Annotated in this window: 17 protein-coding genes and 1 pseudogene; 10 read left to right on the forward strand and 8 right to left on the reverse strand. The window is 63.4% G+C overall.

All coding sequences use genetic code 11. The features are described 5' to 3' along the window. The first annotated feature begins 223 nt into the window (after positions 1-223). Both AC0L3P_RS05970 and AC0L3P_RS05975 read left to right on the forward strand, forming a co-directional pair. A complete protein-coding gene (locus AC0L3P_RS05970) occupies positions 224-646 on the forward strand; it encodes a response regulator (protein WP_275171893.1) in 423 nt (140 codons plus the stop codon). Beyond that, positions 643-2,895: a CHASE3 domain-containing protein gene (locus AC0L3P_RS05975; RefSeq protein ID WP_354054870.1), complete on the forward strand. Its 2,253-nt coding sequence runs from the start codon at positions 643-645 to the stop codon at positions 2,893-2,895. The genes AC0L3P_RS05970 and AC0L3P_RS05975 overlap by 4 nt, the downstream gene beginning before the upstream one ends. Here AC0L3P_RS05975 and AC0L3P_RS05980 read toward each other — a convergent pair. Continuing rightward, entirely contained in the window at positions 2,892-3,089 is a 198-nt protein-coding gene (locus AC0L3P_RS05980) for an arginase family protein (RefSeq protein ID WP_473301364.1), read from the reverse strand. The genes AC0L3P_RS05975 and AC0L3P_RS05980 overlap by 4 nt on opposite strands. Before the next feature lie 329 nt (positions 3,090-3,418). Here AC0L3P_RS05980 and AC0L3P_RS05985 point away from each other — a divergent pair, with 329 nt between their 5' ends. Then, positions 3,419-3,910, forward strand: coding sequence for a group I truncated hemoglobin (locus AC0L3P_RS05985; protein WP_275172012.1), 492 nt, complete (start codon positions 3,419-3,421; stop codon positions 3,908-3,910). Between the two features lie 301 nt (positions 3,911-4,211). Here the strand turns inward: AC0L3P_RS05985 and AC0L3P_RS05990 are convergent, their stop codons facing one another. The 3 genes from AC0L3P_RS05990 to AC0L3P_RS06000 all read right to left on the reverse strand — a co-directional run bounded on the left by AC0L3P_RS05990 (position 4,212) and on the right by AC0L3P_RS06000 (position 6,651). Further along, on the reverse strand, positions 4,212-4,880 hold the full coding sequence (locus tag AC0L3P_RS05990; protein ID WP_473301278.1) for a type 1 glutamine amidotransferase domain-containing protein: 669 nt from the start codon (positions 4,878-4,880) through the stop codon (positions 4,212-4,214). A gap of 75 nt (positions 4,881-4,955) precedes the next feature. Next, the gene (locus AC0L3P_RS05995; protein ID WP_473301279.1) at positions 4,956-5,714 is read right to left on the reverse strand and encodes an alpha/beta hydrolase; all 759 of its coding nucleotides are present in this window, start codon (positions 5,712-5,714) and stop codon (positions 4,956-4,958) included. A gap of 523 nt (positions 5,715-6,237) precedes the next feature. Then, on the reverse strand, positions 6,238-6,651 hold the full coding sequence (locus AC0L3P_RS06000; RefSeq protein ID WP_473301280.1) for a hypothetical protein: 414 nt from the start codon (positions 6,649-6,651) through the stop codon (positions 6,238-6,240). A 108-nt stretch (positions 6,652-6,759) separates the two neighbouring features. On the opposite strand from AC0L3P_RS06000, the pseudogene AC0L3P_RS06005 reads away from it, so the two are divergent. Further along, positions 6,760-7,695 (forward strand): annotated as a pseudogene (locus tag AC0L3P_RS06005) (LysR family transcriptional regulator). A gap of 29 nt (positions 7,696-7,724) precedes the next feature. Here the strand turns inward: AC0L3P_RS06005 and AC0L3P_RS06010 are convergent. Further along, a complete protein-coding gene (locus tag AC0L3P_RS06010) occupies positions 7,725-8,621 on the reverse strand; it encodes a DMT family transporter (RefSeq protein WP_473301281.1) in 897 nt (298 codons plus the stop codon). Positions 8,622-9,125: 504 nt separating this feature from the next. On the opposite strand from AC0L3P_RS06010, the gene AC0L3P_RS06015 reads away from it, so the two are divergent. From AC0L3P_RS06015 to AC0L3P_RS06035, 5 genes are all read left to right on the forward strand, one after another. Next, positions 9,126-9,326: a hypothetical protein gene (locus AC0L3P_RS06015; RefSeq protein ID WP_473301282.1), complete on the forward strand. Its 201-nt coding sequence runs from the start codon at positions 9,126-9,128 to the stop codon at positions 9,324-9,326. A gap of 56 nt (positions 9,327-9,382) precedes the next feature. Next, entirely contained in the window at positions 9,383-13,147 is a 3,765-nt protein-coding gene (locus AC0L3P_RS06020; protein WP_473301283.1) for a vitamin B12-dependent ribonucleotide reductase, read from the forward strand. 31 nt (positions 13,148-13,178) lie between these two features. Continuing rightward, the gene (locus AC0L3P_RS06025; RefSeq protein ID WP_473278017.1) at positions 13,179-13,424 is read left to right on the forward strand and encodes a DUF4160 domain-containing protein; all 246 of its coding nucleotides are present in this window, start codon (positions 13,179-13,181) and stop codon (positions 13,422-13,424) included. Continuing rightward, positions 13,405-13,653 carry a DUF2442 domain-containing protein gene (locus tag AC0L3P_RS06030; protein WP_473301284.1) on the forward strand — a complete coding sequence of 83 codons (249 nt, stop codon included), beginning with the start codon at positions 13,405-13,407 and terminating at the stop codon, positions 13,651-13,653. Before AC0L3P_RS06025 ends, AC0L3P_RS06030 begins: the two co-directional genes overlap by 20 nt. A 435-nt stretch (positions 13,654-14,088) precedes the next feature. Beyond that, positions 14,089-14,604 (forward strand): ParB N-terminal domain-containing protein, encoded by a 516-nt coding sequence (locus AC0L3P_RS06035; protein WP_473301285.1) that lies wholly within the window; start codon positions 14,089-14,091, stop codon positions 14,602-14,604. Between the two features lie 119 nt (positions 14,605-14,723). Here the strand turns inward: AC0L3P_RS06035 and AC0L3P_RS06040 are convergent, their stop codons facing one another. After that, positions 14,724-15,020 (reverse strand): HdeA/HdeB family chaperone, encoded by a 297-nt coding sequence (locus AC0L3P_RS06040; protein WP_473301286.1) that lies wholly within the window; start codon positions 15,018-15,020, stop codon positions 14,724-14,726. Positions 15,021-15,242: 222 nt separating this feature from the next. Between AC0L3P_RS06040 and AC0L3P_RS06045 the strand changes: the two genes are divergently transcribed. Further along, entirely contained in the window at positions 15,243-16,316 is a 1,074-nt protein-coding gene (locus AC0L3P_RS06045; protein WP_473301287.1) for a hypothetical protein, read from the forward strand. Positions 16,317-16,365: 49 nt separating this feature from the next. Here the strand turns inward: AC0L3P_RS06045 and AC0L3P_RS06050 are convergent, their stop codons facing one another. Both AC0L3P_RS06050 and AC0L3P_RS06055 read right to left on the reverse strand, forming a co-directional pair. Continuing rightward, positions 16,366-16,584, reverse strand: a complete 219-nt coding sequence (locus AC0L3P_RS06050; protein WP_275171878.1) for a hypothetical protein — start codon at positions 16,582-16,584, stop codon at positions 16,366-16,368. Continuing rightward, entirely contained in the window at positions 16,578-16,796 is a 219-nt protein-coding gene (locus AC0L3P_RS06055) for a hypothetical protein (protein WP_473301288.1), read from the reverse strand. The genes AC0L3P_RS06050 and AC0L3P_RS06055 overlap by 7 nt, the downstream gene beginning before the upstream one ends. Positions 16,797-17,002 lie beyond the last annotated feature (206 nt).

A 17,002-nucleotide genomic window follows, 5' to 3' on the forward strand; every position in this document is an offset into this window, starting at 1 on the left:
ACATTTGAAGAAGAAGGCGTCGCAGCGATGCGGCGCCTTTTTGCATTGGGGCGCTTCACCTGTTTCGCGTGTTCGTCATCTGCAATGCCGCGTACCAACCGACGCGAGCGGACCTTTATTCACCGCACCGTGCATATCTACCCTTATCCAATCCCAAATTGACCCGACGCGCGATTCACCTGTATCAACTTGGCTATGGGGACTTCGATGACTGGGAAGTGTCATGCCGCGTATTCTCGTGGTTGATGACGATCCGATGGTCGGCGCGACCATCGAGGTCCTCCTCCAGCGCCAGGGCTTCGACGTCACGTTGACTGACGGCGGAGAAACGGGTTTGGCTGCGCTCGAAACACAGAGTTTCGATGTGATGCTGGTCGACATCTTCATGCCGCATATGCGCGGCTTCGAGTCCATTCGCATCTTTCACGAGCGCGCGCCGGCGGTTCCGCTGATCGCGATGTCCGGCTACGCCTTCGCGTCATCCGCCTCGCCCTCTCCCGACTTCCTCCGGATGGCGCTGGAGCTCGGCGCGACCCGCTGCCTGCGCAAGCCGTTCACGCCGGACGCGCTGCTGACCACGATCCGGGAATGCATCGCCGGGCCGGGCGATGGCTCACAGCCGAAGGACAAGAAAGAAGCCCCTTGATCCCAACGCAGCGCGTCATTCTCGGTGCTGGACTTGCCATCCTCCTGATCATCACCGCAGCCTCGATCGGCCTCGACGTCAAGTCACGGTCCGATGCGGCATGGGTCAATCACACCGTCCAGGTGCTGAAGAAGATCTCCGACCTGCGGGTGCTGATGCGCAGCGCCGAGAGCGCCGCACGCGGCTACGAGATCTATCGCAGCCCGAGCTTCAGCGAAGAATTCCAGGCGGTGCACGCCCGGATCGCACCGGCACTCGCCGACCTCAAGCGCAGCGTGCGCGACACGCCCGAACATGTCGCGCTGCTCGAGGGCACCGAGCCGCTGGCGCTCCGCCGGATCGAGATCGCCGCCGAAGTGATGCGCCTGCGCGCCGGAAACGATCAGGCCGGCATTGCCGCGGTGCAGGGCAAGGGCGAGGGCCGTGGCCTCATGGACACGGTGATGGGCAATTTCGATCGTTTGAGCGCAGAGGAAGAACGATTGCTCGCGGCGCGCTCCCAGGATTCGCGCCGTACCGGCATCGTGCTGCTCGGCATCGACCTCGCCGGCGCGCTGGTGATCCTGCTGCTGGTCGTGATGATGATGCGCGAGAGCCGGCGCACCGAGGGCGCACTCAAGAGCACGCTATTGGAGACCACGGCCGCCAAGCAGCAGCTCGAGTCCGCAGTGGCCGAGCGCACCGAGCATCTGGTCACCGCGCATGACGAGCTGCGCCTGTCGGTCAACGTGCTCCAGAGCACGTTTCACAGCATGGCGGAGGCCGTGCTGGTCATCGATGCCGAGGGCAACGTCCTTCTGTCCAATCCGGCCGCGGAGCGCATGCTGCTGCACCGGAGCGGCATGAACCTGCGCAATCTGCGCGCGATGTCCAGTGTGCTTCACGGCGACGGCGTCACCCCGCTCAAGCCCGACGAGCTGCCGTCGGCACGCGTGCTTCGCGGCGAGCCGTTCGAGAATATGGAGATGATCGTCCGCCCGCACAGCGGCAATCCTTCCCGCCATCTCATGATCAGCGGCCGGCCGATGCTGGACGGGCAAGGCAACGTCTCCGGCGCGGTGCTGGTCTATCACGACGCGACCATGTCGCGCGAGACCGAGCGGCAGTTGTACCAGTCGCAGAAACTGGATGCCATCGGCAAGCTCACCGGCGGCGTCGCGCACGACTTCAACAACATGCTCACCGTGATCTCCGGCAATACGGAGACGCTGGTGGCAAGCCTGAAGCAGCAGCCCGACCTCCAGCGCGTGGCGCGCCTGATCGACGAGGCCGCCGAACGCTGCGCCGAGCTGATCCAGCATCTGCTCGCCTTTGCGCGCAGGCAGCCGCTCCAGCCGCGCAACGTCGAGATCAACACCGCGGTCGGGGACATCGCGAAACTGCTGCGCCCTACCCTCGGCGAGCAGATCGAGATCGAGACCGTGCTCGAACAGGGGCAGATGACCGCGCACATCGATCCGTCCCGCCTCACCAATGCCCTGCTCAACATGGCCATCAACGCCCGCGACGCCATGCCGAACGGCGGCAAGCTGCTGCTCGAGGCCCACCGCGTCGTGCTCGACCAGGCCTATGCGCAAAACAATCCCGACGTACGGCCCGGCCCGTACGTGATGCTCGCCGTCAGCGACACCGGCACCGGCATGCCGGCCGAGGTGCAGCAGCAGGCGTTCGAGCCGTTCTTCACCACCAAGGAGGTCGGCAAGGGCAGCGGCCTCGGCCTCTCCATGGTCTACGGCTTCGTCAAGCAGTCCGGCGGCCACATCAAGATCTACAGCGAGGAAGGCCACGGCACCACGATCAAGCTCTATCTGCCGCCGGGCGAAGGCATGGCCGAGGCGGCCCCCACCACGACGCCGCAGGCGGAAGGCGGCGCCGAGACCATTTTCGTGGTCGAGGATGATACTCTGGTGCGCAACTTCGTCACCGTGCAGCTCCAGAGCCTCGGCTACCAGACCGTCGCCGCGCCCGACGGCAAGGCCGCGCTGGAGTTGATCCGGGCCGGCCAGCCGTTCGACCTGCTGTTCACCGACGTCGTCATCCCCGGCGGCATGAGCGGGCGCGAGCTCGCCGACAAGGTGGCGACGATCCGCCCCGGCGTGAAGGTGCTCTACACCTCGGGCTATACCGACAACGCCATCGTCCACCACGGCAAGCTCGACGACGGCGTGATGCTGCTGACAAAACCCTACCGCCGCAACCAGCTCGCCGAGATGATCAGGAAGGCGCTGGGAGGCATGCCGGCCGGCTAGCGCATCTGCTTGGCGACACATCCAATGGCGTTGCAGATGATCCGCGCTGCGCAGATTGCCCCGATATTCTGCACATCACGCTCCGGCACCAATTCGACCAGATCGAGACCGACAATTCTGGCCTTCGAGGCGACGCCCGCGATCAAGTCTATGACGTCGAAATAGGACAGGCCGTGTACATAACGTCGGCTCACCAAGGCCAAGCGGAAGCTCCTACGTTGGGCGTGATCGGCGACTTGTGACCCAGTCCGGACATTCGTGGCGCGGGTTTTGTTCGTCGACTTCGATTTTTGACGGGAACCTCTTCGCTTCAAAGCCATCCAAGGAGACAGCAAGGAGAGCGCCGATCAGACGGGGCCTGAACGCCAACAGTGGCGGCGTACCCGTTGGCATCGGAGGACGCCGAGCTACGACACACCGTGCTCAAGGCGGTGAGGCCTTTTGAGCCATCTCTAAGGAGCTGCCAATGACAAAGACTCGTTCGACTTCCATCACGCGACGAAGCATCGTCGCAGGATTGGCGATGATTGCTGTCCCCATGGCTTTGGCGAGTGCGGACAACGCGCAAGCACAGAACAAGCAAACCACGCCTGAGAAAAGCCTCTATGAGCGGCTGGGCGGCGCTTTCGCCATCGCGGCTGTAGTGGATCACTTCAGCGATGCCGTCGTGAAGAATCCCATCGTCGGCCAGAAGTCCAAGAATCCGCAGCTCCGAGAATGGCACACCAAGAGCCTGGAAAGGCTCCCCGGCCTCAAATTCATGCGCACGTTGTGGGTCTGCGACGTTTCGGGTGGCCCCTTCAAGTTTGCAGCAACCAGGCCCGGCGCAACCCCGCTTGGCCTTGAGGAGGCCCATCGCAACCTCCGGATCTCACCTGCAGAGTTCGACGAGGTCGCAGCGGAACTCGGACGGACCCTGGATCACTTCAAAATCCCGAAGCGCGAGAAAACCGAAGTTCTGGAAGCCTTCGCTGCCCACAAAGACGAGGTCACCGCGGGCGCCAAGCGCGGCTGAACCGTCATAACGCCCCGGCCTTGGCGGAATTGTTAGCTGCGCGCTGACGCGGGCGATCGAAAGTTGCGAACTGCTGAGTCGCGATGCGTCCGCTCGTGGGCCCATTGCTCCAGTTTGCGCTACAGCGAAGTGTCCGAAGCCGGGAGTAGACCGGAAGTCGTCGAGCTACCGGCGAACCAACGTGTATGCCCCCGAAGCAGACCTTCACTTCGAGTTCTGCGTCCGAGGCATTGTTATCAACCACGCTTCCTCGGGGAATGCGGCCTCCAGGTCAGCCAGGCGATGCTCGGCTGCCTATTCTTTATTTTCTGAGTGCTGCCAGCAACTCCTTGGCCAGGAGCCCGGCCGAGGCGGGATTCTGGCCAGTGATGAGGCGTCCGTCGACGACGACGTGAGGTTGCCAGTTTGCTGCGGACGTATACTCGGCACCCTCTGCCCGCAGGGCATCTTCGAGTTCGTAAGGAACGTCTTCGCGTGCGTAGTCGTACTCTTCCTTCTTCGAGAACGATGTAAGCTTCTTGCCCTGCACGAACGGCTTGCCATCGCCTAGGTCTACCCCGAGCAGCGCGCACGGACCGTGACAAACGGCAGTTACAAACTTTCCAGTGCTCCAGGCACGCACGACTGCATTTTGAACGACGGGGTTACGCTGAATGTCGACCATCGGTCCAAGACCGCCTGGCACGAAGATGGCTTCGTAATCGGCAGCATCCACCTCAACTAGTTTGCGACTGCGATTCAAACGGCGAAAGGCCTTGCTTTCGAGAAAAGACTTCTGCGCGGGATCTTTCTCGTCGTAGGCATTATATGGCGTCCACCCGCCCCTTAGAGAGGCGAACTCAACGGCAATGCCTGGCTTGTCAAGCACATCGAACGGATGTGCGACCTCGGCAAAAAAGAAGCCCGTCTTACGATTGTGCGGACCGATCACGGCCGCGTTGCTGACAATAACCAGGACGTGTTGAGTCATCGTATTCCCCTTGAGTCTTGTGAAGGCACTAAGCCCAAACGTCGTAATATTGCCGCCAGCATGGTGCCGGTGATATCAATCTGCTTCTCCGGCTGCGCTTTCGATGAAGGCTGCAACTTCCCGCGGGTGAGAGAGCATCGCGGCATGGCTGCTCGGCAGCTCGGTAAGCTTCGCTTTTGCTCGCGAAGACATGAAGCGCTGTGTGCTGGGCGGCACCATGTGATCTTGCGTTGTCAGCATGTAGTGCACGGGCTTGTCTTTCCATGCTGCGCCAACGATCTTGTGTTCGACCGCTTTGAGTCCCCACGGAACTTGTGCTGCGGCCATGAAGGCGGTGATGGACGGATCAACATCCTGCGCGAACGCAGTCGGAAACTTCGCCGGATCAACCAGAAGAAAGCCGCCGCTCGGCGGCAACAACGGTGCACCGGCCTCGCCCGGAGTAGGACGCGTCGCGAGCTCGTAGACGGATTCTCCGACCTCTGGCGCGAAAGCGGCAATATAGACAAGCTTGCGAACCTTGGGATCGCTTCCGGCTTCGGTGATGACGGCACCGCCATACGAGTGGCCTACCAAAATGATCGGCTTTCCCGCCTTGCGTATGACCTCCCGCGTTGTCTCGACATCACCGTCGAGCGTTGCAGTCGAGTTCTGGACGACCAAAACCTCATAACCGTCGCGGGTCAGAATGTCGTAGACAGCCTTCCAGCCCGAGCCGTCAACGAAGGCGCCGTGTACGAGAACGATCGAGACGGGCTTGCTTGCGGGCGTCTGCGCGAACGAAGGAAGGCTGGCCGCCATGGTGAGGAGTGCTCCCAGGATCAGGTGTTTCATTGCGATACCTTTCGGACGGACGAAACTGCGATCGAGCGACTATAGTCCGGTGGGCGGTGCGGATCGGTTAAATCAGGTAAATCCGCCGTTCGTGGCAGGGGCCGCACGAAGCCCAAGGAACGCTTTGGATCCTGCGACAAAATGCTCGCTGCGATCGTGCTTTTCAAAATCGCGATGTTCAGCAGCCTTGTGACGCATGATATTTTCAACGCACTGTCGCGTCGTTTGGCAGTGAAGAATGCGGGCTACCACGGAGACATTGCAGAGAGGCCGGCGTCGAGAGGAACTCACGTTTTCCTTTGGGCCATTCCAACTCATTCCGCGCCGCCAGCTTCTTCTTTTCGATGGCCACCCGGTCAAAATGGGCGCCGCGCCTTTGAGCTGTTACAGCCAGATCCGCCCAACGTCACCCGCATCGGTATCTCGACCTCCCTGGAGTATGCCAGCAGGTGCTCGAAGACAAACTCCCGATGACTAAAAGTGCTCCGTTAAGGCGAATGCAGAGGCCATCGCCTCAATGCGTTCACATCGCCTTGGCGAGCGCGAACAGCCGGAAATCCTCGAGCGCCGCGTGCCGATGCGGGGCGGCTTCGCGCCGGTAAGTCTCGGTATCGACGATCGAGCGGAAGGTGGCGAAATCGCCGTATTCATTGATCGCCGCTTCGTCCCAGCGTTCGCCTGGCGCGCCGACGAGGCTCGTCAGGACCGGCCCGGAAAACATTCGCACGAGCGGCTTACCGGCCGCGAGGCGCCGAAATGCCGGCCTATAGCGTTCATGAAGGGCTTCGCGGCCCGAGCAGGGCGCGGCGTCGAATCCGTCCTCGTAACGCGCATACGCGCGGTAGCGCAGCAGATTGAGCATATAAACCGGCTGGCCGGGTGGAATCGCGCGCTCGGCGGCGTCGAGGGCTTGCAGGGTGATTTCGATGGGGTTCATGGGACTTCCCGCGGTTTCTAGCGGCGCAGATTGCGCGCTGACACTCCGTATTTAGCCGCTAGGGAATGGCTCTTGTAGTGACTGCATAGCCATGACTATGTGGACTGCATGTCCACAACGACTTTACCTCCCGACCTCTCACGTCTCCTCGCCTTCGTCCGTGTCGTCGAGGCGGGCTCCTTCGCCGAAGCCGCGCGGCGGGCGGGGACGACCACCTCGGCAATGTCCAAGGCGGTCGCCCGCTTCGAAAAGGCTCGCGGGTTGCGGCTTTTGCATCGCTCCACCCATTCGTTGGCGCTGACCGAAGAGGGCGACAGGCTAATGGCGGCGGGACGCGCGTTGGCCGAAAGTCTCGCCCGTGTCCAATCCGCGCTCGGCGAAGTCGCGTGCGACGATGGCGGACGTGTGCGCGTGACCGCCCCCGCCTCGTTCGCGCGCGCCTGCATCCTGCCGCGACTGCCCGCATTCCTGCGGGTACGGCCGGAAATCGAGATCGAGGTCAAATTCCGCAACGAGATTCTCGATCTCGCGGCGGAAGGCGTCGACGTCGCGATCCGCTCAGGGCCCCTCGACCGCGCGCCCGGCCATCAGGCGCGGCGGCTTTGCACGTTCTCCTAGATCGCTTGCGCCTCGCCTGCCTATCTGAACGCGCGCGGCGCGCCGGCTACGCCATACGAGCTTTCCGCGCACGACCACGTCGGCTTCCGGAATCCCGCGAGCGGTCAGATCCTCACCTGGCGCTTCGCCGACCCGCGCGGCAAAGGACTCATTCGCGTCACGCCCAAGCCCAAGCACATTTGCGACGACGCGCACGCTTCGCTCGCTTTGATCGCGAATGGGTTCGGCATCGGCTGGGGGCCGGCGTGGCTCGTCCATGAAGACCTGCGCGCCGGCCGGCTGGTCGAAGTGCTTGCGCCCTGGCGCGCGCCGGCGGAGCCCCTATGGATGCTGCGCACCTCCGACCGCCGCCCGCCCCTGCGCACACAGCGCGTGATGTCGTTCCTCACCACGCTTCCCGCTGCGTTCGGAGACAAGGCGGTGTGAAGCGTCGGTCGTCACCGAAATTTAGGCGCCTACCGCGTTGCCAGCACCACCGCCGCCAGCGTGAAGATCAGCGCGGCAATCTGCCCTGCTCCCAGCGGCTCGTGGAGTGCGATCGCGGATGCCACGACGCCGATGACGGGCACCGCCATCGTGCCGATCGCGGCGACGGAAGCCGGCAGGCGCGCCAGGGCAGCGAACCAGCTGACATAGGCGATGCAGAACTGCACCACGGTCGAATAGACCAGCAGCCACCATCCGACCGGCGTCACCAGCTCCAGATGGGTGGTCTCGACGGCGAGGCCGATGATCGTGATCGGCAGGCAGCCGATCCCGATCTGCCAGGCCGCGGCCGTGATCGGCGGCAGGCGGATCGGGTACTTCTTCGAAAACACCGTGCCGAGCGCGAAGCCGAACGCGCCGCACAGCGCCATGATGATGCCCGGCAGCTTGTCCGCGGTGGCGGCAAAACCGTTGCCGCCCATGATCGAGGCAAGCCCGGCAAACGCCATCACCAGCGCGATGGTGCGCAACAAGGTCGGGCGCTCACCCAGCACCGGCCAGGCGATCAGCGAGGCCCAGACCGGCATGGTGTAGGCGATCAGCGCGGCTTCGCTCGCCGGCAGCCACAGCAGCGCCAGGCCCATCAGCACCATCCAGCCGGTGACGTTGAGGATCGCGGCGGTCACGAGCCGCGGCCAGATCTCGCGCGGGACCCGGAGGCTGTCGCGGCGGATCAGCGCCAGCGCCGCCAGCAGCACCGCGCCCAGCACGCCGGTCACCCCGCGCAGGGTCAGCGGCGGCAGCTCGGAGAGCAGGAATTTCGTCACCGGCCAGTTGAAGCCCCAGCCCACCGAGGTGATGGCGAGGAACATCAGGCCGGCCGGGGCGATGCGCGCGCGCGCATCCCGGCGGGTCGAATCAAGCATGTGGGTAGTCCGGCAAAATCAAGCGCAGCTTGGCGCGGATTCGCGCCTCCCACCACCAGCCCGGCGGGCATGCCTGCCCTTACCTACCGTAGCCCTACGTGAGTCCCGCTGAGGCAAGCCCGCGACTTAAAAATATACCTGCCCTGTGAACAGCGGGGTGAAGCCTCAGCAGGACCACCAGATGCAAATTTTTTCGGTTGGGAATCCCTGAGGACTCACTGATACTTGGCTCCACAACAGGTGCGGGCTTGCCCCCTGTTATCCCCCACAATCCACCATATTTAGTATTTGATTCAGGAACTCGCACTAGTTCTTGACGGGCGCAACGGAGAGTCCTAGTTTTCGATCCGTTCGGCGCGAGTGTGTTTGCGTCCCGCCGGCACTCCCCCAAAGGGTCTGCAAAACAGCACTCCGCCAAGCCAGACAAAGGCAGCGGGATACGGGCTTGTCTGCCCGGCGAGAGCGGACTTTTCGGGCGCCTGAACGGGCTGGAAACAGGCTCGGATGGCAATGGTTGAAGACGTGACGTTGTGGGGCGTTGAACGCATGTCGGGCTCATCCCTTTGGGGCGGATGGGTCTGGACGTGCCGGCGGATGATCGGTGCGCGCATCGAGCAATCGCGTCGGGAGAAAACGGGCCGGGTCTACCGGCTGAACTGCGATGCCAGGGGCCAGGCGGCCGCCGAGCACCGCGAAATGAAATGATGACCCGGCACGCCTGAACGGAGGCGGTTCGGTCAAAGATAGGACGGGGCAAGACCATGCGGATTGAGCGGCGCCACACCACTTCGGGACAGTCACCTTACGCCGGCATCGATTTCCGGCTGACCACGTCGGAGATCAGGAATCCCGACGGCTCGGTCGTGTTCAAGCTCGACAATGTCGAGGTGCCGACCGCGTGGTCGCAGGTCGCCTCCGACGTCCTGGCCCAGAAGTACTTCCGCAAGGCCGGCGTTGCCGCGCGCCTGAAGAAGGTCGAGGAAGAGTCCGTCCCCTCCTTCCTGTGGCGCTCCGTGCCCGACACGGAGGCGCTCGCCCTCCTGCCCGAGAAAGAGCGCTATGTCAGCGAGCTCTCGGCCAAGCAGGTGTTCGACCGTCTCGCCGGCTGCTGGACCTATTGGGGCTGGAAGGGCAACTACTTCTCCTCCGACGAGGACGCCCAGACCTTCTACGATGAGCTCCGCTACATGCTGACCATGCAGATGGTCGCGCCGAACTCGCCGCAATGGTTCAACACCGGTCTGCACTGGGCCTATGGCATCGACGGCCCCGGCCAGGGCCATTATTACGTCGACCCCTTCACCGGCAAGCTGACGCGCTCGAAATCCTCCTACGAGCATCCGCAGCCGCACGCCTGCTTCATCCAGGGCGTCGGTGACGACCTCGTCAACGAGGGCGGCATCATGGACCTCTGGGTCCGCGAAGCCCGCCTGTTCAAATACGGCTCCGGCACCGGCTCCAACTTCTCGCGCCTGCGCGGCGAAGGCGAACGCCTCTCCGGCGGCGGCCGCTCGTCCGGCCTGATGAGCTTCCTCAAGATCGGCGACCGCGCCGCCGGCGCGATCAAGTCGGGCGGCACCACGCGCCGCGCCGCCAAGATGGTCGTCGTCGACGTCGATCACCCCGATATCGAGACCTATATCGACTGGAAGGTGAAGGAGGAGCAGAAGGTCGCCGCTCTCGTCACCGGATCCAAGATCAACCAGAAGCACCTCAAGGCCGTGCTCAAGGCCTGCGTCAATTGCGAAGGCTCGGGCGACGATTGCTTCGATCCCGAGAAGAACCCTGCCCTGCGCCGGGAAATCAAGCTCGCCCGCCGCAGCCTCGTGCCCGACAATTACATCAAGCGCGTCATCCAGTTTGCCAAGCAGGGCTACAAGGACATCCAGTTCGACGTCTACGACACCGACTGGGATTCGGAAGCCTATCTCACGGTCTCCGGCCAGAACTCCAACAACTCGGTCTCGCTCAAGGACGACTTCCTGCGCGCGGTCGAGACCGACGGCGACTGGAATCTCGTCGGACGCACCACCAAGAAGATCACCAAGACGCTGAAGGCGCGCGACCTCTGGGAAAAAATCGGCTACGCCGCCTGGGCGTCGGCCGACCCGGGCCTGCACTTCAACACCACCATGAACGACTGGCACACCTGCAAGGCGTCCGGCGACATCCGCGCTTCCAATCCGTGCTCGGAATACATGTTCCTGGACGACACGGCGTGCAACCTCGCCTCCGCCAATCTGCTGACGTTCTACGACATCCCCTCCAAGCGTTTCGACGTCGAGGGCTACGAGCACCTCTGCCGGCTCTGGACCATCGTGCTCGAAATCTCGGTGATGATGGCTCAGTTCCCGTCGAAGTCGATCGCCGAGCTCTCCTACGAGTTCCGCACGCTCGGCCTCGGCTACGCCAATATCGGCGGCCTGCTGATGACCATGGGTCTGTCCTATGACAGCAAGGAAGGCCGCGCCATCGCCGGCGCGCTGACCGCGATCATGACGGGCATCACCTACAAGACCTCGGCCGAGATGGCTTCCGAGCTCGGCACCTTCCCCGGCTACAAGAAGAACGCCGCGCACATGCTGCGCGTGATCCGCAACCACCGCCGCGCCGCCCATGGCCAGTCCAACGGCTACGAGGCGCTGAGCGTCAACCCCGTGCCGATGGACCTGGTGTCCTGCCCGCAAGGAGACCTCGTCACCCACGCGCAAGCGGCCTGGGATGCGGCGCTCGAGCTCGGCGAGAAGCACGGCTATCGCAACGCCCAGACCACGGTGATCGCGCCCACGGGCACGATCGGCCTCGTCATGGATTGCGACACCACCGGCATCGAGCCTGATTTTGCGCTGGTGAAGTTCAAGAAGCTCGCCGGCGGCGGCTACTTCAAGATCATCAACCGCGCGGTCCCCGCCGCGTTGCGCGCGCTCGGCTATCGCGAGAGCGAGATCGCGGAGATCGAGGCCTACGCCGTCGGCCACGGCTCGCTCTCCAACGCGCCCGGCATCAACGCCTCGACGCTGAAGGCCAAGGGCTTCACGGACGAGGCCATTGCCAAGGTCGAGAAGGCGCTGCCGACAGCGTTCGACATCAAGTTCGCCTTCAACAAATGGACTTTTGGCGAGGACTTCATCCGCGACCAGCTCGGCATCGGCGCCGAGGCGATCGCGGCCCCCGGCTTCGACCTGCTCCAGGCCGTGGGCTTCACTAAGCGCGAGATCGAGGCGGCCAACGTCCACATCTGCGGCGCGATGACGGTGGAAGGTGCCCCGCACCTCAAGGCCGAGCACTATCCGGTGTTCGACTGCGCTAACCCTTGCGGCAAGGTCGGCAAGCGCTATCTCTCGGTCGAGAGCCACATCCGCATGATGTCGGCGGCGCAGCCCTTCATCTCGGGTGCGATCTCCAAGACCATCAACATGCCGAACGACGCCACCGTGGAGGACTGCAAGTCCGCCTACATGCTGTCGTGGAAGCTGGCGCTCAAGGCCAACGCGCTCTATCGCGACGGCTCCAAGCTCAGCCAGCCGCTCAACTCGCAGCTCATCGCCGACGATGAGGACGAGGACGATGCGGTCGAGCATCTCTACGACAAGCCGATGGCGGCACGCACCGCCCAGGTCTCGGAAAAGATCGTCGAGAAGCTGGTCGAGCGCATCATCGTGATGCGCGAGCGCGAGAAGATGCCGGATCGCCGCAAGGGCTACACCCAGAAGGCGGTCGTCGGCGGCCACAAGGTCTATTTGCGCACCGGCGAATATGACGACGGCCGCATCGGCGAGATCTTCATCGACATGCACAAGGAAGGCGCGGCACTGCGCTCCTTCATCAACAACTTCGCCATCGCGGTGTCGCTGGGTCTCCAGTACGGCGTGCCGCTCGACGAATATGTCGACGCCTTCACCTTCACCCGCTTCGAACCCGCGGGCCCCGTGCAGGGCAACGACAGCATCAAGTATGCGACCTCGATCCTCGACTACGTCTTCCGCGAGCTGGCGGTGAGCTATCTCAGCCGCTTCGACCTCGCCCATGTCGATCCCAGCGAGACCGGGTTCGACGTGCTCGGCAAGGGCGTCGAGGAAGGCAAGGAGCCGGATGATCACGGCCAGCGCGCCTCCAAGCTGGTGTCGCGCGGCCTCACCCGCTCCCGCACCGACAACCTCGTGGTGATGCGCGGCGGCTCGACCGCGGTCGCGCAAGGCAACGACAGCGCTCCGGCCGGCGGCAGCAAGGTGACCTCGCTCGCCTCGCACGGCGCAGGCCGTGCCGGCGACGTCCTGGAAGGCGCGGTCGCGCTGAAGCAGGAAGTGGCCCACGACCTCTCGCCCACCGAGAAGTTAGAGGCCCTGCAATGGAGCAAGGCCGGCAGCGCGCAAGTCGCGGTGCCCAGCAAAGCCGAGCGCCGCGCGGAAGCCAAAGCCAAGGGCTACGAAGGCGAGATGTGCAGCGAGTGCGGCAACTTCACGCTGGTGCGGAATGGCACGTGTATGAAGTGCGATACTTGCGGAAGCACGACGGGGTGTAGCTGATACCAATAGCGCAAGCCGCCCGGAGGCATTGATGCCAGTTGCATTACGCCAGGGCGGCTTGCGTTACTACTTCTTCTCAAATGAGGGGCAGCCACCCGAGCTGCCCCATATACATGTCAAAGGCGGCGGCCGGGACGCCAAGATTTGGCTTGAGCCTGGCATATCAATAGCCGACAGTTATGGCTTCAATCCGCGGGAACTTTCGAATATCCTGCGCGTCGTGGAAGACAACCGCGAGCTTCTTCTGAAGGCTTGGCATGACCATTTCGGCAACTAGCGTTCGCTTCGACGAACACACGATGTGGGTCGAACTGTCCGATGGAAGGACACTCGGGATCCCGCTTGCGTGGTTTCCGCGCCTGCTCCATGCAACGCCAGACGAACGCAACCAGGTCGAGCTAAGCCGCGTCGGCTTGCACTGGGAAGCGCTTGACGAAGATATCTCCGTTGCCGGCCTTCTCGCGGGCCGCGGCGATGTAACGCGATCCACGGAACACGCCGCCTAACTGGCTGATCCGTCCGCGGACGCCTCGCCCTGAGCTGCACGCCGCCCCTACTTCGTATTGGCCTCGACCGCGTCCCTCCGCGGCATCTCGCGATGGGACCTCGCAGAAGCGCGAGGGCTTGTTGCTGTTCCTGTTCAGCGCTTGCGTGTCCACAACGGGGTTGTTGCGGCGGCCGGCGTAGAACCCGGGAATTACGATGACAGTGCACCAAATTAATTCGCTCCGTCCTGCCGATCTGCGGCTTCGGCTCGCGTTTGACGGACGGCTTCGATTAAGTGAACTGTCAATGTAGTCGCCGTGATCCAGATTGGTTCCAGCTTCGATGCTCATCAACACCCCGCCGCCGAAATTACCTTTGCGGTCGAGCCCTTCCCTCCTAAACTCCGACCACCGCCGGCATCGGTTCCGACGGCCCGGTAGAAGCGGAGTCAGATTATGCCCAAACCGGAAAGCTTCCCGATCGAGAAGATCTTCGTTCCCACGAAGCAGAAGAAAGCCATCAAGCCCGAGATCGTCGGGGAGATCGCTGAAAGTATGCTGGACATCGGACAACAGGAACCCATTTCCGTCCGGCTCGACGGAGACCGCCTCGTTCTGGTCGAGGGACTGCATCGGCTCGAAGCCTGCAAGGCGCTCGGCGAGACAACCATTATCGGTGTCATCGTCCCGGCGGAGGTGGCTCAACACAGGCCGCTGCTGTCCGAAGGACCCGCAGTCGAGGCAGAGCGCCTCAAGATGGCGCGATTGAAACAGTTGCGCCTGGAGAAGGAAGCCGCGGAGGCATCGATCGCTGGCTCGAAGAGCGTCAACGGAACGGAAGCGCCGCGCACCCGTCCGACGAAAGGCGTTCGCGACAATCCGAAGGCATCACCGGGCCGGACCGTGGGATCGACACCGAAAACATTGTCGGACTGGATCACGCAGCAAAAGGGCCACGGCGGTCGCTATTGATCGCCGGCGATGACGGTGACAGTGCACTTCACCTGTCGATGTAGATTCAGTGCACGTCGCCGTAATGCGGGATATGGTCAGGCCGACACGACCGCAAACGCCCGCGCCCCCCTCGGCCCCTACTTCGTATTGGCATCGACCGCGTCCAGCAGCGGCATCTCGCGATGCGACTCGCAGAAGCGCGAGAGCTTGTTGCCGTTCTTGTTCAGCGCTTGCGTATCCACGACGGGATTGTTGCGGCGGCCGGCGTAGAACCCGGCGAGCCAGACGTTCACGGTCTGCATGTGGGTAATACGCTGGGTGATGTACTGGTCGCAGCTGATCTTGGAAACGTCGACCAGCACCTGTGCCTTGGCCGGCACGGCCAGCAGCAGGGCCGCGAAGGCACCAAGGATGATCGCTCTTGTCTGAACCATGTGTTCCTTCCGATGAATGTCTGCACGGTGGCGACGGTCGGGCGCTGCATGCTTGATCCAGATCAAGGGCGCCCGTTGCATACCCCGCGACCGCCCCACCCCGAGGCCTCGCCATAATTTCTCCTTCGCACGCGCGTTGTCTTGGACGGCGGCAAGACTTATCGTTCGGACGATCGGACTGCCGCACTTCCCATTGACGCCGACTGGATCGAGAGCGCATCGGTGCCCGAGACGAACGACCCCAAACCTGACGACCACAAGCCAGACGCGCCCAAGCCCGATGCGCCCAAGCCGGACGTGGAGCGCGCCGACGGCGGGCTGGCGCGGGCCTACGACCGGATCAAGAGCGCGGAGCAAGACCTGGCGCGGCTGGACCGGCTGGTTTCCGGAATGGAACGCGGCAGCGAAAGCCCACGGCCCTCGCGAGCAAGCGCCGGTGCGGAGACTGTCGAGACTCCCAAGGACAAGGCTCCCGAGGACAAGACTCCCAAGGCCGCGGCGCTGGCGCCGGCCAGCACGGTTCGCACCCAAGGCCTGAAGGCGGATCGGCCCATGATGCGCGCTCTGGTCGGTCTCGTGCTGGCGATCGGCGTTCTCGGTGCCGCCTTCGCTTCGCAATATCGCGATGAGGCCAGGTCGATGGCCAAATCGATCATGGCGCGATGGGCTCCGCCGGCCGCAACTGAGCCTCCGCAAGCGTCCGCGGTGGAAAGTCCGGCGCAACCGCCGGCCGTGCAGCTGGCTGCCGCGGATGACCCCGGCACGGTGCCCGCGCCGCCGGCCGGCAAGGACACGGAGAGCAATGCAGGGTTTGACGCTTCAAGACCCGACGCTCCAAGGCCCGACGCTTCAAGACCTGACGCTTCAAGAACTGGCGCCACAACGCCTGCCCCCTCGTCGTCTGATCTCGCGCAATCGCTCAAGACCATCACCAGCGAGCTTGCGAACATGAACGGAAAGCTCGAGCAACTGAAAAGCCGCAACGAACAGACGCTGCGCGAGCAGGCCGACACCATTCAGCAGCTCAAGGCGGCGCAGGAGAAGGATGCGGCGGCCAATGCGCGCCTCGCCGCACAGGTCCAGGCGCTGCAAAAGGAGCTGACGACGTCATCCGCATCTTCATCCGCACCCGCATCGGCGAAACCCGCCGCGCGCAGCGTGATGAACAACGAGACCGCTGCGCCGGCACGGCCGCACGCGCAAGCGGCCGCACCTCGGCGACCCCGGCCGTCACGAGGGCCGTGGATGCCGCCGCCCTATATGGTTGATCCCTATTACGGCGATCCGGATTGGTGAGCCCGCAGGGCAATGCGAGCACGTCTGCGCCGAAGCTCGCGGACCGGCCTCAATCACGCGGCGAGATCTGAAGCTCCATCAACGCCATGCGCTCCAGGACGACGGGGTCTCGCTCGCCCTCCTTCGCTGTGCGAAGGATTGTTTCCGCGATCGACCGGACATGCGCGGAGCTGACCGGGGCCGGCAGTGACGCAACCGCCGTGTCCAGCGCAGTTTTCATGATGCCGATGGTTTCAGGCGTAAAAGATGCATTCGAAAAGTCTAACATGCTGAATCCGATCCGGAGGTCATCACGAGCGTCGCTTGGTTCGAATGGCTGCGAATCTGCGCAATGCGGTCGACCAGGGCCGTCAGATGTTGCGGCAATGGGTCGTGCTCGCCGCGAAGCTTGATCCGCAGGCGGTCTGCTATTTCATGAGAGATCGCCAGGCTGGAGCCGCGGTCGATCTGAATCGGATTGCGAACATCGGGGTTGTTCATGAAGATTTCCGGTTGGTACGCACGGAGCACGCTTCGCGCCGAGCCGCGCTCACAACGCGACGGCGGTTACTCAGGCGAGGATCGGAGGTTCGATCTCGCTACGCTCGGGGATCACAGGCTCAACGGCCCCATCGGGCCAGAGTTCCCTCCGAACACAACTTAGGTTTGGATTTCACCGATGGCGTTCATGCGGAAAATTCAACGCG

Source organism: Bradyrhizobium sp. WSM4874, assembly GCF_055811835.1.

Excerpts from the sequence above, each read along its gene's own strand:
- AC0L3P_RS06010 (WP_473301281.1), bottom strand. The coding sequence starts at position 8,621 with ATGCTTGATTCGACCCGCCGGGATGCGCGCGCGCGCATCGCCCCGGCC.
- AC0L3P_RS06035 (WP_473301285.1), top strand. The coding sequence starts at position 14,089 with ATGCCCAAACCGGAAAGCTTCCCGATCGAGAAGATCTTCGTTCCCACG.
- AC0L3P_RS06000 (WP_473301280.1), bottom strand. The coding sequence starts at position 6,651 with ATGAACCCCATCGAAATCACCCTGCAAGCCCTCGACGCCGCCGAGCGC.
- AC0L3P_RS05985 (WP_275172012.1), top strand. The coding sequence starts at position 3,419 with ATGATTGCTGTCCCCATGGCTTTGGCGAGTGCGGACAACGCGCAAGCA.
- AC0L3P_RS06050 (WP_275171878.1), bottom strand. The coding sequence starts at position 16,584 with ATGTTAGACTTTTCGAATGCATCTTTTACGCCTGAAACCATCGGCATC.
- AC0L3P_RS06030 (WP_473301284.1), top strand. The coding sequence starts at position 13,405 with ATGACCATTTCGGCAACTAGCGTTCGCTTCGACGAACACACGATGTGG.
- AC0L3P_RS06025 (WP_473278017.1), top strand. The coding sequence starts at position 13,179 with ATGCCAGTTGCATTACGCCAGGGCGGCTTGCGTTACTACTTCTTCTCA.
- AC0L3P_RS05990 (WP_473301278.1), bottom strand. The coding sequence starts at position 4,880 with ATGACTCAACACGTCCTGGTTATTGTCAGCAACGCGGCCGTGATCGGT.
- AC0L3P_RS06020 (WP_473301283.1), top strand. The coding sequence starts at position 9,383 with ATGCGGATTGAGCGGCGCCACACCACTTCGGGACAGTCACCTTACGCC.
- AC0L3P_RS05995 (WP_473301279.1), bottom strand. The coding sequence starts at position 5,714 with ATGAAACACCTGATCCTGGGAGCACTCCTCACCATGGCGGCCAGCCTT.
- AC0L3P_RS06015 (WP_473301282.1), top strand. The coding sequence starts at position 9,126 with ATGGCAATGGTTGAAGACGTGACGTTGTGGGGCGTTGAACGCATGTCG.
- AC0L3P_RS06040 (WP_473301286.1), bottom strand. The coding sequence starts at position 15,020 with ATGGTTCAGACAAGAGCGATCATCCTTGGTGCCTTCGCGGCCCTGCTG.
- AC0L3P_RS05970 (WP_275171893.1), top strand. The coding sequence starts at position 224 with ATGCCGCGTATTCTCGTGGTTGATGACGATCCGATGGTCGGCGCGACC.
- AC0L3P_RS06055 (WP_473301288.1), bottom strand. The coding sequence starts at position 16,796 with ATGAACAACCCCGATGTTCGCAATCCGATTCAGATCGACCGCGGCTCC.